Here is a 12,990-nt window from a genome sequence, read left to right on the forward strand (position 1 = left end):
CAGTCATGACCGACGAAAAGGGGCCGGTATGAGCAGCGAAGCGGCGATCCAGGCCCTGGCGGCCGATGCGCAGGCGCAGGGGGCGAGCGACGTGCACCTCGACCTCGACGTCGATGCGGTGCGCGTGCGGCTGCGCGTCGACGGGCGGTTGCGGCAATGGGTGCCCGCGCGGCTCGAGCCCGGCGGGCTGCGCGCGGCGGCATGGGCGGTCGCCGGCAACGGTACCGATCGCCTCGGCGATTGGCAGGTGGCGAGCCATTCCGATGGCGAGCGGCTGGCGCTTCGCCTCCGTGCCGAGCGGCCGGGCCATCTGGCCGAAGGACTGGCGGCGCTCGGCATGGTCCCGGCGCAGGCGCGGACGATCTTCCGGATGACCGAGCGGCCGGGCGGACTAGTCGTCGTCGCGGGCCCGCGCGGGTCGGGCCGGCGGTCGACGATCGCCGCGCTCCTCGGCGGCGAGGCCCGCACGCGCAGCGTCGTGACGGTGGATCTCGCGCTGCCCGGCGCGCTGACGATTGCGGGGCTTCAGGGGCAGGCGGCGATCGAGCAGGCGTTGTCGCTGGATCCCGATATCCTCGCGCTCGGCGACCTTGCCGATCGCGGCGCGGCGGCGCTCGCCTTTCAGGTCGCCGCCAGCGGCCGGCGGGTGCTGGCCCGGGTCGAGGCGCCCGATGCGATCGCGGCGTTCGAGCATTTGCGCGCGCTAAGGGTCGATCGGCTGGCGCTGGCGGCGCAACTGCGCGCGGTGACGGCCCAGCGGCTGGCGCAGCGGCTGTGCCATGTCTGCCGCCGCCCGGTGCAGGCGAGCAACCGCATCGCCGCCTTGCTCGGGTTCGATCCGGGGGCGGTGATCCATGAAAGCGCGGGCTGCGGCGCGTGCGACGGGCGCGGTACCGCAGGCGCGATCGGGGTGTTCGAACTGATCGCGTTCGACCCGGCGATGGCGCGGCTGGTCAATGACGGCGCGGATGCCGCACTGCTGGCACGCCATGCCTTCCTCAATGCGCCGAGGCTCGATTCGGCCGCCCGCTCGATGGCGCGCCAGGGGCTGATCGACGCGGCCGAGGCCGTACGGCTGGGGCGCGGCTAGCGCGGCATTCCCTGTCCGCTTGCCTGCATCGCGACGAAGCGGTCTAGCAGGACGAGGCGCAGGGCGATGTTCTCTCGCCACGGCGCGTTGCGCGGCGAGACGCGCAGCGCCTGGATCCAGAGCGGCCGCGCGGCGGCGAGGTTGCCCGCGCGGATCTGTGCCAACCCCTCGTAGAAATAGGGGCCTGGATGCTCCGGATTAAGCATGTGCGCCCGGCGGAACGCCATGCGCGCGGTCGGCGACATCGCCCCGTCCGCACCCGCCGTCGCGAACGCGAAGCCGGTCCAGAGCGGCAGGCTGTCGGGGGCGGAACGGACGCCGCCCAGCATCGCCTGTGCCGCGGCGCGCTCGTCACCCGAACGCGACAGCGCGTCGGCGATGAAGAAATAGCTGTCGCTGTACTGGAACCGGCCGAACATCTGCTGGCGCATCTTGACCAGTTCCTCGTCGGCGACGTCGACGGGCTTTTCGGGATTGGCGGGCGACGCGGGCAGGGTTGGCTGCCCCTGCAATGCATAACCCGTAGCACCCAGCATCAATGCCGCGCCGGCAAAGCCGACCACGGTCTTCGGCAGCCGGAGCAGCAGCATTAGGCCGAGCGAAACGGCCGCGATGGCGGCAAGCGCGAACCAGCCCATCAGCCGCGCTCGCGCTTCGTCATCGTCAGCCGCGTCCGATCAGGCGCATCGCCTGCGCATCGGCGACCTGTGCCGCCGGGGTGTCGGTCCGCTCGCTCTCCGCCCACACGGTTTCGAGCCGCTCGGGGATGCGGTCGATGCGGGCATCGACCTCGGCCCGGTCGCCTTGGCCCAGATATTCGAGGCCGACATTGATGATGCCGCCGGCGTTGATGACGTAGTCGGGGGCATAGAGGATGCCGCGATCGTGAATCGCCTGTCCCTCGGCCCGGGTCGCGAGCTGATTGTTGGCGCCGCCCGCCACCGCCTTGCAACGCAGCGCCGCGATCGACGCCTCGGTCAGGATCGCGCCCAGCGCATTGGGGCTGACGATATCGGCTTCGGTCGCGAGGATCGTGTCGGGATCGGCGAGCGTGCCGCCCAGTTCTTCGGCCATCGCCACCGCGCGGTCGCGGTTCACGTCGGCGAGCGTCAGGCGCGCCCCGTCCTTGGCCAGCAGGCGGGCGAGGCCGCCACCGACGCTGCCCAGACCCTGGATCGCGACGTGGACGCCGCGCATGTCGTCGGTGCCGAGCGCACGCTTCGCCGCTGCCCGGACGCCCAGATAGACGCCGCGCGCGGTGAACGGACCCGGATCGCCGCCGGCGCCGCCCGACGCCTTGACCGGCAGGCCGGAGGCGTAGCGCGTCTCGCCCGCGATGGTGATGAGGTTGGCCTCGGAAATGCCGACATCCTCGGCCGTGACGTAGCGACCGCCGAGCGAGTCGACCGCGCGGCCGAATGCCTTGAGCATCTCTTCGGTCTTGGTACGGTTCGCGTCGGCCAGGATCACGCCCTTGCCCCCGCCCATCGGCAGGTCGGCCATCGCGTTCTTGAAGCTCATGCCCCGCGAAAGGCGCAGCGCATCGGTGATCGCCGCGCGCGGATCGGCATAATGCCAGAAGCGCACGCCGCCGGCCGCCGGCCCGAGCGCCGTCGAATGCACCGCGATGACCGCCTGAAGGCCGGTCGCCGGGTCGGTGAACAGGTGGACGCCCTCATGGTCGTCGAAGTCGGGAAAGCCCCAGTCGGTAAGCACGTGACAAATCCGCCGATCGCGAGGGGATGGGGAAGGATGGGGCGGACGACGGGACTTGAACCCGCGACCCTCGGTACCACAAACCGATGCTCTAACCAACTGAGCTACGACCGCCGTTGAGGGTTGCGCGCCTAAACCCAAATCGAGCGCCGCGCAAGATCGTTGCGCGCGGTTTTTGCGTGTTCAGGCGGTGATCGCGGCCTCGATCGCACCATAGACCTGCGCCAGATCGTCGGCGGTCACACAATAGGGCGGCATGACATAGACCGTGTTGCCGAGCGGGCGGAGCAACACCCCCGCCGCCGCGCACGCCGCCTTGATCGACGGGCCGAGCGTGGAGAGATAGCCCGGCCGCGCATCCTCGACCTCGAACGCGGCGATCGTGCCAAGACCACGGGCATTGACGACCCCCGGCCAGCGCGCGGCGCGGTCGATCCAATCGCCCTGCATCGCCGCGACCGAAGCGATGCGCTCCAGCACCGGCTCCTCCCGCCAGATCGCCAGGTTCGCGGCGGCAGCGGCGCAGGCAATCGGGTTGGCGGTGTAGCTCGACGAATGGAAGAACATCCGCGCGCGGTCGGGCGAATAGTGTGCGTCGTAGATCGCCTCGCTCGCCAGCGTGACGGCAAGCGGCAGGCTGCCGCCGGTCAGCCCCTTTGACAGGCACATGATGTCGGAGACGACGCCCGCCTGCTCGCAGGCGGTGAGCGTCCCCGTGCGGCCCCAGCCGGTCATCACCTCGTCGGCGATGAACAGGACGCCGTGGCGGGCACAGATCGCCGCCATCGCCGCCAGCCGCTCGGGCGCGTACATCCGCATCCCCCCCGCGCCGAGCACCAGCGGCTCGACGATCAGCGCGGCGGGCCGCTCGCGGCACGCTGCCTCCAGCGCGTCAAGGGCGTCGTCGTTGCCGGGGAAGGGGACCGTGCCGACGTCGAACAGGAGCGGCGCATAGGGCGCGTTGAACACGCCGCGTGCGCCGATCGACATCGCGCCGATCGTGTCGCCGTGATAGCTCCCCTCGAGCACGAGAATGCGGTGCCGCGCCTCGCCCCGCGCGGCCCAGAAGCCGAGCACCATCTTGAGCGCCACCTCGACCGCGGTGGAGCCGGAGTCGCTAAAGAAGACGTGCGCGAGGTCGGGCGGAAACAGCGCGGCGAGGCCGTCGGCCACTGCTTCGGCCTGCGGATGCGTGTAGCCGGCGAAGATGATCTGGTCGGTTGTCGCCGCCGCCTCGGCGATTGCGGCGGCGATGCGCGGGTGGGCGTGGCCGTGCGTCGTCACCCACCAGCTCGAGATCGCGTCGATCAGTCGCTCGCCGCGGTCGGTCCAGAGATAGGCGCCCCCGGTCCGGACGATATTGGGGATCGGCTCGCCAAGCCCATGCTGGGTGAAGGGGTGCCAGATGCGCGTCCGGGTCATGCGAAGTCGGCCTTGTCGAACCCCCGCGCGAAGGCGGCGGCGAGCGTGTCGCGGGTCAGCGGTTCCACTACGTCCAGCCGGCCGAGGCGGCGGACGCGGCCCATCGCGGCGATCGTTTCCTCGCTGTCCGGTACGGCGTCGCCGACGAAGGCGAGGCCGTGGATCGCGATGCCGCGGGCGCGCATCGCCTCGATCGACAACAGGCTGTGGTTGATCGTGCCGAGCGCGGTGCGCGCGACGAGGATGACGGGCAAGCCCCAGGTCGCCACGAGGTCGATGGTCAGCAGGTCGCGCGTCAGCGGCACCATGAGGCCGCCGGCCAGTTCGACCACCAGCGGATCGGCGGGCGGCGGCACCAGCCGGGCCGGGTTGATCGTCACCCCGTCGATCTCGGCGGCGCGATGCGGCGAACATGGCGTGACGAGCCGATAGGCCTCGGGCAGCAGACGATTGGGCGTCGCACCCGACAGGTCGGCGACGCTGGCCGTGTCGGTGCCGTCGTCCAAGCCCGACTGGACGGGTTTCCAGTAGGTCGCGCCGATCGCGCCGGTCAGTGCCGCGGCGAAGACGGTCTTGCCGATGCTGGTGTCGGTACCGGCGATGACGAAACGGCTCACAGGATTTCCTTCAGGAGCGTGCCGAGCGCGTCGATGTCGGCGAGCCCGGCATTGTTGGTGATCGAGATGCGCAGCCGTGCGGTGCCTGGCGCGACGGTCGGCGGGCGGATGCCGCGCACGTCGAAACCGGCAGCCTGCAAGCGGCCCGCGACGGCCATCGTGCGGGCATCGTCGCCGAGGATCAGCGGCAGGATCTGCGAGCCGGTGGCGATCCCCAGCGCCGCTTCGGCCGCGGCGATCCGCTGCCACAGCGCCTCGCGCCGCTCGGGTTCGTCGGCGAGGATGCGCAGGCTCTCGCGCACCACCGCCGCCATCAAGGGAGAGGGCGCGGTCGAGAAGATGAAGCCGCGCCCGCGATTGACGATGAAGTCGCGCGTGATCGCGGGGCCGGTCAGCAGCGCCCCCTCCGCCCCCAGCGCCTTGCCGCAGGTGTGGAGCGCGATCGTCCGCTCGGGCGCGAGGCCGTGGGCAAGCCCGCGCCCGCCGGGGCCGAACACGCCGGTTGCATGCGCCTCGTCCACCAGCAGCATCGCGTCGTGCCGGCGGGCGACTTCAGCTAGTTCGGCCAGCGGTGCGCGGTCGCCGTCCATGCTGTAGAGGCTCTCGACCGCGATCCACGGCGTGCCCGTGCCGCCTGCGCGCCGCCAGCTTGCGATAGCGTCGTGAAAGGCAGTGGCGTCGTTATACCCGGCCGAGACGGCTTCGGCGCGCGACAGGCGTATCCCGTCGTGTGCGCTGGCATGGATCAGCGCGTCGTGAACGATCAGGTCGCCGCGCTGGGGCAGGGTGGACAGGAGCGCGACATTGGCGGTGAAGCCGCTCGACAGCCAAAGCGCCGCTTCATGCCCGTAATAGGCCGCCGCCTCGGCCTCCAGCGCCTCGATCTCCTCGTGGTTGCCGCGCAGCAGCCGCGATCCGCCCGAGCCCACCGGCACACCCCGCTCGATCGCGCCGCGCGCCGCGTCGGCGAGGCGGGGGGAGGCGGCGAGCCCGAGATAGTCGTTCGAGGCGAAGTCGATGCCAGCGCGGGCGCTGAGCACCCGTCGCCGCCCGATCGCGCCGAGCGCGTCGAGGTCCGCCGCATGGGCGCCCAGCATCAGCGGCGGCGCTGCTGGTTCAGCACCTCATACGCCATCACCGCGGTGGCGACGGCGGCGTTGAGGCTGTCGGCCTTGCCCAGCATCGGCATCTTGACCCGCACGTCGCACGCGGCGGCATAGGCGGGGGGAAGCCCCTGCGCCTCGTTGCCCGTCAACAGAAAGGTGGGCGCGGCATAGGCGGGCTGCTGATAGTCGAGATCGGTGTCGAGGCTGAGCGCCACGAGCTGCCCCGGCCCATTTCGCAGCCAGGCGATGAAATCGGCCCAGGGTGCGCGGACGATCGGCACGGTGAACAGCGCCCCCATGCTCGCGCGCACCGCCTCGACCGAGAAGGGATCGACGCAGTCGTCGATCAGGATCAGGCCGCCCGCGCCCACCGCATCGCCGGTGCGCAGGATCGTGCCGAGATTGCCCGGATCGCGCAGCCGCTCCGCCACCAGCCAGATGCCCGCGCTCGTGCGGTCGAGGTCGGCGAGCGCGCGCTCGAACTCGGCGAAGACGCCGACGACGGCGCCGGGATTGTCCTTGCCGGAGAGCTTGGAAAGAATGTCGGGCGTCGTTTCGATCGCGTCGCCGCCCGCGGCTTCCACGGCATCGACCAGCGCGATCACCAGCGGGTGCGCGGCGCTGTCGGCGGCGAAGAAGACCTGTTTGGGCAGGCGGCCGCCCTCGCGCGCCTCGGTCAGGATGCGCAGCCCCTCGGCGAGGAATCGACCCTGGGCGCGGCGGTGCTTCTTGTCGCGAAGCTCGCGTGCGGCCTTGACGGCGGGATTGGAGTAGGCGGTAATCTGACGCGGCATCGCCGCGCGCTTTGCCCCAGCGGGGGCGGCGGGGGCAAGGGGGCGCTAGTGGCTCGCGCCGTCGACGCGCCGAACGGGCAGGGACCGCCACAGCGCTGGATCGAACATGCGAAGGTTGACGCCCATCCGCGGATAGGCCGGGTCGGTCGGCGTCCAGTGCGTCGTGCAGCCGCAGACCGGGCAATGCCACAGGTCGAGCGCGCCGTCGCCCTGACGATAGGCGATGCCCTCGCCCGTCACGGTGACGACCGAGGAGGCGGGGTAGTGCCAGAGACCCGCGATCCGCCGACAGACGGAGCAGTTGCACGCGGTCGCCTCGACCGGCGTATCGCGCAGCGCGAGCGCGATGCGCCCGCAATGGCAACTGCCGCGATGTTCGATCATGCCGCGACCGATGCGGTCAGGCGGCCGCCCGCGATTCGATCGCGCGCTCGACCGCGCCGAGCCCTTCCTCGCTCGCCACCGCAAGATCGAGCGGGCGGCCGCCCAGCGCCTCGTCATGCGCGTTGAGGAAGGCGATCGCGTTTTCGTTGCCCAGCTTTTTCCAAGCGAGCATCGTGATGCGCCCCTGCCGCTCGGCAGCGACGGGGTCCATCTTCTTCATCATGCGGCGCGGCTGGAAGCCGGAGCGGCGCGGCTTGGTCTCGGTCTGGGTCTCGGCCGGCGTGTCGACTTCCGGTGCGGGCTGGATCGTATCGGTCATCGGCGTCGTGCTCCCCTTGCTGCGCCGCCGCCCCCGGGGCCGCGGTCGCGATAGATCAGGCGGCCCTTGTCGAGGTCGTAGGGCGACATCTCGACCTGTACCGTATCGCCGATGACGGTGCGAATGCGGAAACGCCGCATCTTGCCGGCCGTATAGGCGGTGATGCGATGGCCGTTCGCCAGCATGATGCGAAACCGGCCATCGGGCAGCATTTCCTCGACATGCCCGTCGAGGGTCATCAGCCCTTCCTTAGACAAAGGCGGCGCCTAGGCTGCCGATGACGGGGCTGGAGCCGGTCTTGCCGGCCTGAATCGTGCGGATGCGCGCGGCATAGCCAGCGGCAAGGCCCTGATGCGACCGGCGCGAGGACGAACAGGCCGAATTGTCGGCACGCATCAGCGAAATCTGGTGACGGGAAAGAAGATAGTTGAGGTCCAAACGTCGGACTCCCACGCATCGTAAGCGGGAGCGCGATGGTCTCTCAGCCACGGGTGCCTACGGATTGGGTGTCCCGGTGGTGAAAGCAATATAGTTACGGGGGCGGCGAATTGTAAGGGCGGTCATGGTGCGCCGACGTCCTGCCCTTGGCTGCGGCGAACGCAGACGCTGTCGCCAGAGCATCGATGCAGCGAGGACACCGATCATGAAAAGGTTGCGATTGACGGACGATCAGTTGATTGTCGCCCTCGGCACATCCTGCGCAATGCTGATGTCGTCGGCAACGCTCAACTGGGCGTCGTCAATTGATTACGACGCGCCGATATTAACATTTTCCGAGCGTCTCCAATTCGTGCTGCGCGCCGATCTGATGGTCACGCTGTGGCTTGTTGCAGCGATCGGCAACCTCGCCCGGCTGCGCTTCTTTTCCCAATGGGACTTTGGCGGGGCCGCAGGGGACGGCGACAGCAAGCATAAGGTCCGCGCCAATGCGGTGCTCCAGGACACGCTGGAGCAGGTCGTGCCTGCAGTGACCGCGCATCTCGTACTTGCTGCGACGCTCAACCGGATCGAGATGGTGGTCCGCGGGCTGATCGGCCTTTTCGTCATCGGCCGGTTGCTTTTCATGCTGGGGTATCGCCACAGCGCCACAGCCAGGTTCTTCGGCTTCGTCCTGACTTTCTATCCGTCGGCGCTTACGCTGCTGGTGTGTGGCCTCGCTATGGTATTCGGCTAAGCGGCCGCCCCGCTCATTCCTCGCCGAAGCGGTCCTCGACCAGGGTGCAGAGCGCGGTGACGGCTTCGTCGGCGGCGTCGCCCTCGGCGGAAATGACGATCGTGTCGCCCATCGCGGCGCCGAGCATCATCAGGCCCATGATCGACGTGCCGGTGACACGCGAGCCATCCTTTTCCACCGTGATCTCGGTCGGCTGGCTGCTGGCGAGGGTCACGAACTTGGCGCTGGCGCGGGCGTGGAGGCCGCGACGATTGGTGATGCGAACCTCGCGCCGGACGCTCATGCCGCGGCCTCGCCGAGCACTTCGGACGCGACGGAGATGTATTTGCGCCCCGCTTCTCGCGCGGCAGCGACGGCGTCCGTCACCTTCATCGTCTTGCGCGCGCCGCCCAGGCGGATCAGCATCGGCAGGTTGATCCCGGCAATCACCTCGACCCGGCCGGTTTCCAGCAGCGAGATGGCGAGGTTCGACGGCGTGCCGCCGAACAGGTCGGTCAGCACGATCACGCCGCGGCCGTCATCGACCTCGCCGATCGCGCGGGCGATGTCGGCGCGGCGCTCTTCCATGTCGTCCTCGGGGCCGATGCAGATGGTGGCGATCGCCGGCTGCTTGCCGACGACATGCTCCATCGCGACCACGAACTCTTCGGCCAGGCGCCCATGGGTCACGAGGACCAGACCGATCAGGGGATTTTCCGTCATAACCTTCATGTCTTGGCGGGCGCGCCTTCCAGCGAGTCCTGCGGCGCGGTGCCGAGGTCGCGATGCTGCACCGTGGGCGAAAAACCCTCGTCGCGCAACCGTGCGGCCACCCGCGCGGCGACGTGGACCGAGCGATGCCGGCCGCCGGTGCAGCCGAACGCGACGGTGACATAGGATTTGCCCTCCGCCCGGTACCGCGGAAGCAGCATCAGCAGCAAATTCTCGATGCTTTCGACCGACGCGGCATAGGCGGGATCGGCGCGGACATAATCGGCCACGTCGGGATCGAGGCCGGTGCCGGGGCGCAGCGAGGGCACCCAGTGCGGGTTGCGCAGATATCGCATGTCGAAGACAAGGTCGGCGCTGCGCGGGATACCGCGGGCGAAGCCGAACGACATGACCGACAGCGTGGGCTCGCCCAGCCCCTTGCCGCCGAACAGATCGCGCACTTCCTGCGCCAGCGCGTTCGCGGACAGCGTCGTCGTGTCGATCAGCCGCCCGGCCCAGCGCTTCAGCGGTTCGAGGAGTTCGCGCTCGCGGACGATGCCGTCGGTGGCGGGGCGATCCTGCGCCAGCGGATGGCGGCGGCGCGTCTCCGAATAGCGGCGCTCGAGCTCGGTCCCGCCGCAGTCGAGATAGAGGAGCGACACTTCCTGCCCGCCCTGGTTCCGCTCCTGCACCATCGCGGCGATGCGGACGGGATCGAAGTCGCGCGTGCGAATGCCGATGCCGATCGCCAGCGGCCGGTCGTCGGCGGCACCGCCTGCGGCGGGGGCGATCTCGAGCAGGGCGTCGAGCAGGCTCAACGGCAGATTGTCGACGATCTCCCAGCCCAAATCCTCGAGCGTGCGCAGCGTCGTCGACTTGCCCGCGCCCGACATGCCGGTGACGAGCAGGATGCGGCGCGGCGCGGTCATCGCGCCGGCGTCCGGGCCAGCGCCAGCTCGACCTTGATCGGGGCGGAGGGTTCAAGCGCGGCCAGCGCGACGCAGGGGATGTCGATCCCGGCGATGCGGCGCACCCGCGCGTCGAGCGGCATCCGGTCGGGCGCCGGGTCGGGGGTGACGATCAGCGCGACCGGCACGTCGGCGGCGCATGCCATCTCGACGATCCCCAGCCCGCGCACCTCGATCCGCCCGGCGATCGTGGCGGGCGCGGAGGCGAGGAGCGCGGTGCCCGACCGGCGCAGCAGCGTGTAGTCGTCGCTGACGAGCGAGGCACCGCGGTCGATCAGGCGCAGCGCTAGGTCGGACTTACCGGAGCCCGATCGCCCCTCGATCAGCACGGCGCGGCCGCCAATGGCGACGCAGGACGCGTGCAGCGTTTCGGAAGACAGCGCGGTCATGGCTCGATCCGGTTCCCGTCCCCGATTGCCCGTGGCAGGCGCACCACGAAGCGCGCGCCGCTCACCCGATCCTCGCGCGATTCGACGTGGATCGTACCGCCGTGGCCTTCGACGATCGTCCGCGCGATGGCAAGGCCGAGCCCCGAATGCGCGCCGAATGCCTCGCCCTCCGGCCGGATCGAGTGGAAGCGGCGGAAGATCGCCTCGCGCGCGGCATCCGGCACGCCCGGCCCCTCGTCCTCGACACGGATCGTGACGAGCGGGCCGCCGTCGCTAGCCGCCACGCTGACCACCGCATCGTCGGGGGAGAAGGAAAGCGCGTTGTCGATCAGGTTCTCGAACACCCGGGCCAGCCGCGATCCGTCGGCGTTGACGACCAGCGGCTCGGCACCCGGCAGGTCGAGCCGGAGGCGGATGCCGCGCGGCAGGTCGCGCGCGCGCCGCCCGTCGACGATCGCGCCGAGCATCGCGGCCATGTCGAGCGGCTCGAACGCCGCGCGGCTCAACTGCGCGTCGAGGCGCGAGGCGTCGGATATCTCGGTGATGAGCCGGTCGAGGCGGCGGACGTCGTCGCGGACAATGTCGAGCAATTGCGCCTGTAGCGCCGGGTCGCGGACCGAACCGAGGCTCTCGACCGCCGACCGGAGCGAGGCGAGCGGGTTCTTGAGTTCGTGCGTCACGTCGGCGGCGAACGCCTCGGTCGCGTCGATGCGGACGCGCAGCGCCTGGCTCATGTCCGAAACCGCGCGCGCGAGCATGCCGATCTCGTCGCGCCGGCTGGGCAGGCGCGGCACCACCACCTCGCGCGCGCGGCCGAGGCGGACGCGGACCGCGGCGCGCGCCAGCATCCGGAGCGGCCGGACGATCGTGCGTGCAAGGAACAGCGACAGGAGGAGCGAGGCGAGGAATACGCTCGCCAGCACGATCGCGAGCCGCCATCGCTCGGCGCGCACGACCGAGGTGATGTCCGCGGCGTTGACCGTCGTCATCAGCGCGCCGCGCGCGCCCAATGGCGCGGCGGCGGTGATGACGGGCGTGCGATCGGGCGCGCGCCAAAGGGTCGCCGGGGCCTCGTGCGTCGTCACCGCGCGGGCGACGTCGGGCCAGCGAAAGCCGCGATTGCGGGGGCGCTCGCGATAAAGGGGCGCGCGGTCGGCGCCGACGACGGTGTCGATGCCGGCGTCGAGGAACCGGCCGATTGCCTGTCCCACCGGCTGCTTGTCGGGATCGCGCAGGCGGAAATTGGCGACGCCGAGGCGGCGGCTGTCGCTCCGCTCGTTCCCGTCGCGGGCATAGGTGCGGATGCGCGTTTCCGTCTGGCGGGCGAGGCGGGTGACGAGCACTTCCTCGTCGCTCATCCGCGTCGCCATCAGCGCCTGTGCGATCAGCCGCGCTTCCCGGCTCGCCTGTTCGAGCCGGTCGTCGATCAGACGCGTGCGATAGCTGTCGAGATAGAAGAACCCGCCCGCCAGCATGGCGAGCGCGATGCTGTTGACCGCGAGGATGCGCGGGGTGAGGCTGATCCGCCCCGACCAGCGCAGCGAAAGCGCCGTATCGTCGCTGCGCGACAGGGCGGCTTCTTCACTCGTCGGAGAAGCGATAGCCCGCTCCATACAGCGTCTCGATCGCGTCGAACTTCGGATCGACCTGCCGGAACTTGCGGCGGACGCGCTTGATGTGGCTGTCGATCGTGCGGTCGTCGACGTAGATGTCGTCCTGATAGGCCGCATCCATGAGCTGGTTGCGCGTCCGCACGATGCCGGGGCGCTGCGCCAGCGTTTCGAGGATCATGAATTCGGTGACGGTCAGCGTGACGTTCGCGCCGTCCCACGTCACCTTGTGTCGCGCGGGGTCCATCGACAGCCGGCCGCGGTCGAGCACGGGAGCGGGCGGCTCCTCGCCCGCTTCGCCGCCGCCGCCCGCCGCCTCGGTTCGGCGCAGGATCGCGCGGATGCGGGCGATGAGCAGCCGCTGGCTGAATGGCTTGGCGATATAGTCGTCGGCACCCATGGCAAGGCCGAGAGCCTCGTCGAGCTCGTCGTCCTTGCTTGTTAGGAAAATGACCGGGATCGCCGACTTCTCGCGCAGGCGGCGCAGCAGCTCCAGCCCGTCGAGCCGCGGCATCTTGATGTCGAGCACGGCCAGGTCGGGCGGATTGTCGATCAGCGCCTTCAGCGCTGCCTCTCCGTCCGAATACACACGGGTCAGGAACCCCTCGGCCTGAAGGGCGATCGAGACCGAGGTCAGGATGTTCCGGTCGTCGTCGACCAGCGCGATCGTGGCGCTGCGCGGTGCCGGCGCGGTTGTCGCGCTCATGCGAT

Annotated in this window: 18 protein-coding genes and 1 tRNA gene; 2 read left to right on the plus strand and 17 right to left on the minus strand. The window is 70.2% G+C overall.

Features of this window, described 5'->3' with window-relative positions; genetic code table 11:
- The first annotated feature begins 28 nt into the window (after nt 1-28).
- Nucleotides 29-1,090, plus strand: a complete 1,062-nt coding sequence (locus FHR19_RS05460) for an ATPase, T2SS/T4P/T4SS family (RefSeq protein WP_184025311.1) — start codon at nt 29-31, stop codon at nt 1,088-1,090.
- Here FHR19_RS05460 and FHR19_RS05465 read toward each other — a convergent pair.
- From FHR19_RS05465 to FHR19_RS05515, 11 genes are all read right to left on the minus strand, one after another.
- Nucleotides 1,087-1,728 carry a tetratricopeptide repeat protein gene (locus FHR19_RS05465; RefSeq protein WP_184025314.1) on the minus strand — a complete coding sequence of 214 codons (642 nt, stop codon included), beginning with the start codon at nt 1,726-1,728 and terminating at the stop codon, nt 1,087-1,089. The genes FHR19_RS05460 and FHR19_RS05465 overlap by 4 nt on opposite strands.
- 25 nt (nt 1,729-1,753) lie before the next feature.
- Nucleotides 1,754-2,806 (minus strand): Glu/Leu/Phe/Val dehydrogenase, encoded by a 1,053-nt coding sequence (locus FHR19_RS05470; protein ID WP_184025317.1) that lies wholly within the window; start codon nt 2,804-2,806, stop codon nt 1,754-1,756.
- Nucleotides 2,807-2,843: 37 nt separating this feature from the next.
- Nucleotides 2,844-2,920: transfer RNA gene (locus tag FHR19_RS05475), tRNA-His, on the minus strand.
- A 69-nt stretch (nt 2,921-2,989) separates the two neighbouring features.
- Nucleotides 2,990-4,228: an adenosylmethionine--8-amino-7-oxononanoate transaminase gene (locus FHR19_RS05480; protein ID WP_184025320.1), complete on the minus strand. Its 1,239-nt coding sequence runs from the start codon at nt 4,226-4,228 to the stop codon at nt 2,990-2,992.
- Nucleotides 4,225-4,845, minus strand: a complete 621-nt coding sequence (gene bioD, locus FHR19_RS05485; protein ID WP_184025323.1) for a dethiobiotin synthase — start codon at nt 4,843-4,845, stop codon at nt 4,225-4,227. Before bioD ends, FHR19_RS05480 begins: the two co-directional genes overlap by 4 nt.
- Nucleotides 4,842-5,942 (minus strand): 8-amino-7-oxononanoate synthase, encoded by a 1,101-nt coding sequence (locus FHR19_RS05490; RefSeq protein WP_184025326.1) that lies wholly within the window; start codon nt 5,940-5,942, stop codon nt 4,842-4,844. The genes bioD and FHR19_RS05490 overlap by 4 nt, the downstream gene beginning before the upstream one ends.
- Nucleotides 5,942-6,745: a TrmH family RNA methyltransferase gene (locus tag FHR19_RS05495; RefSeq protein ID WP_184025329.1), complete on the minus strand. Its 804-nt coding sequence runs from the start codon at nt 6,743-6,745 to the stop codon at nt 5,942-5,944. The genes FHR19_RS05490 and FHR19_RS05495 overlap by 1 nt, the downstream gene beginning before the upstream one ends.
- Before the next feature lie 45 nt (nt 6,746-6,790).
- On the minus strand, nt 6,791-7,129 hold the full coding sequence (locus FHR19_RS05500; RefSeq protein ID WP_184025332.1) for a GFA family protein: 339 nt from the start codon (nt 7,127-7,129) through the stop codon (nt 6,791-6,793).
- Between the two features lie 16 nt (nt 7,130-7,145).
- Nucleotides 7,146-7,448 carry a hypothetical protein gene (locus FHR19_RS05505; protein WP_184025335.1) on the minus strand — a complete coding sequence of 101 codons (303 nt, stop codon included), beginning with the start codon at nt 7,446-7,448 and terminating at the stop codon, nt 7,146-7,148.
- Nucleotides 7,445-7,705 (minus strand): translation initiation factor IF-1, encoded by a 261-nt coding sequence (infA, locus tag FHR19_RS05510; protein ID WP_184025338.1) that lies wholly within the window; start codon nt 7,703-7,705, stop codon nt 7,445-7,447. The genes FHR19_RS05505 and infA overlap by 4 nt, the downstream gene beginning before the upstream one ends.
- On the minus strand, nt 7,698-7,844 hold the full coding sequence (locus tag FHR19_RS05515) for a hypothetical protein (protein ID WP_246359290.1): 147 nt from the start codon (nt 7,842-7,844) through the stop codon (nt 7,698-7,700). The genes infA and FHR19_RS05515 overlap by 8 nt, the downstream gene beginning before the upstream one ends.
- Before the next feature lie 247 nt (nt 7,845-8,091).
- On the opposite strand from FHR19_RS05515, the gene FHR19_RS05520 reads away from it, so the two are divergent.
- Nucleotides 8,092-8,622: an MAPEG family protein gene (locus FHR19_RS05520; RefSeq protein WP_184025344.1), complete on the plus strand. Its 531-nt coding sequence runs from the start codon at nt 8,092-8,094 to the stop codon at nt 8,620-8,622.
- A 13-nt stretch (nt 8,623-8,635) separates the two neighbouring features.
- Here the strand turns inward: FHR19_RS05520 and FHR19_RS05525 are convergent, their stop codons facing one another.
- The 6 genes from FHR19_RS05525 to FHR19_RS05550 are packed head-to-tail and all read right to left on the minus strand — an operon-like array spanning nt 8,636 to nt 12,985.
- Nucleotides 8,636-8,905, minus strand: coding sequence for an HPr family phosphocarrier protein (locus FHR19_RS05525; RefSeq protein WP_184025346.1), 270 nt, complete (start codon nt 8,903-8,905; stop codon nt 8,636-8,638).
- Nucleotides 8,902-9,309 carry a PTS sugar transporter subunit IIA gene (locus tag FHR19_RS05530; RefSeq protein ID WP_184025951.1) on the minus strand — a complete coding sequence of 136 codons (408 nt, stop codon included), beginning with the start codon at nt 9,307-9,309 and terminating at the stop codon, nt 8,902-8,904. Before FHR19_RS05530 ends, FHR19_RS05525 begins: the two co-directional genes overlap by 4 nt.
- A gap of 20 nt (nt 9,310-9,329) precedes the next feature.
- Nucleotides 9,330-10,241, minus strand: a complete 912-nt coding sequence (gene rapZ, locus FHR19_RS05535) for an RNase adapter RapZ (protein ID WP_184025349.1) — start codon at nt 10,239-10,241, stop codon at nt 9,330-9,332.
- Entirely contained in the window at nt 10,238-10,669 is a 432-nt protein-coding gene (locus FHR19_RS05540; RefSeq protein WP_184025352.1) for an HPr kinase/phosphorylase, read from the minus strand. The genes rapZ and FHR19_RS05540 overlap by 4 nt, the downstream gene beginning before the upstream one ends.
- On the minus strand, nt 10,666-12,282 hold the full coding sequence (locus tag FHR19_RS05545) for a sensor histidine kinase (protein WP_184025355.1): 1,617 nt from the start codon (nt 12,280-12,282) through the stop codon (nt 10,666-10,668). The genes FHR19_RS05540 and FHR19_RS05545 overlap by 4 nt, the downstream gene beginning before the upstream one ends.
- Nucleotides 12,251-12,985, minus strand: coding sequence for a response regulator transcription factor (locus FHR19_RS05550; protein ID WP_184025358.1), 735 nt, complete (start codon nt 12,983-12,985; stop codon nt 12,251-12,253). The genes FHR19_RS05545 and FHR19_RS05550 overlap by 32 nt, the downstream gene beginning before the upstream one ends.
- Nucleotides 12,986-12,990: the final 5 nt, after the last annotated feature.

The sequence above is a fragment of the Sphingomonas yantingensis genome (genome assembly GCF_014199325.1).
Taxonomy (GTDB): domain Bacteria; phylum Pseudomonadota; class Alphaproteobacteria; order Sphingomonadales; family Sphingomonadaceae; genus Sphingomonas; species Sphingomonas yantingensis.

What these genes read in the sequence shown, in the direction of transcription:
- FHR19_RS05460 (WP_184025311.1), top strand. Translation starts at nt 29, where the DNA reads ATGAGCAGCGAAGCGGCGATCCAGGCCCTGGCGGCCGATGCGCAGGCG.
- FHR19_RS05465 (WP_184025314.1), bottom strand. Translation starts at nt 1,728, where the DNA reads ATGGGCTGGTTCGCGCTTGCCGCCATCGCGGCCGTTTCGCTCGGCCTA.
- FHR19_RS05480 (WP_184025320.1), bottom strand. Translation starts at nt 4,228, where the DNA reads ATGACCCGGACGCGCATCTGGCACCCCTTCACCCAGCATGGGCTTGGC.
- FHR19_RS05490 (WP_184025326.1), bottom strand. Translation starts at nt 5,942, where the DNA reads ATGCTGGGCGCCCATGCGGCGGACCTCGACGCGCTCGGCGCGATCGGG.
- FHR19_RS05495 (WP_184025329.1), bottom strand. Translation starts at nt 6,745, where the DNA reads ATGCCGCGTCAGATTACCGCCTACTCCAATCCCGCCGTCAAGGCCGCA.
- FHR19_RS05500 (WP_184025332.1), bottom strand. Translation starts at nt 7,129, where the DNA reads ATGATCGAACATCGCGGCAGTTGCCATTGCGGGCGCATCGCGCTCGCG.
- FHR19_RS05505 (WP_184025335.1), bottom strand. Translation starts at nt 7,448, where the DNA reads ATGACCGATACGATCCAGCCCGCACCGGAAGTCGACACGCCGGCCGAG.
- FHR19_RS05515 (WP_246359290.1), bottom strand. Translation starts at nt 7,844, where the DNA reads ATGCGTGCCGACAATTCGGCCTGTTCGTCCTCGCGCCGGTCGCATCAG.
- FHR19_RS05520 (WP_184025344.1), top strand. Translation starts at nt 8,092, where the DNA reads ATGAAAAGGTTGCGATTGACGGACGATCAGTTGATTGTCGCCCTCGGC.
- FHR19_RS05525 (WP_184025346.1), bottom strand. Translation starts at nt 8,905, where the DNA reads ATGAGCGTCCGGCGCGAGGTTCGCATCACCAATCGTCGCGGCCTCCAC.
- rapZ (WP_184025349.1), bottom strand. Translation starts at nt 10,241, where the DNA reads ATGACCGCGCCGCGCCGCATCCTGCTCGTCACCGGCATGTCGGGCGCG.
- FHR19_RS05540 (WP_184025352.1), bottom strand. Translation starts at nt 10,669, where the DNA reads ATGACCGCGCTGTCTTCCGAAACGCTGCACGCGTCCTGCGTCGCCATT.
- FHR19_RS05545 (WP_184025355.1), bottom strand. Translation starts at nt 12,282, where the DNA reads ATGGAGCGGGCTATCGCTTCTCCGACGAGTGAAGAAGCCGCCCTGTCG.
- FHR19_RS05550 (WP_184025358.1), bottom strand. Translation starts at nt 12,985, where the DNA reads ATGAGCGCGACAACCGCGCCGGCACCGCGCAGCGCCACGATCGCGCTG.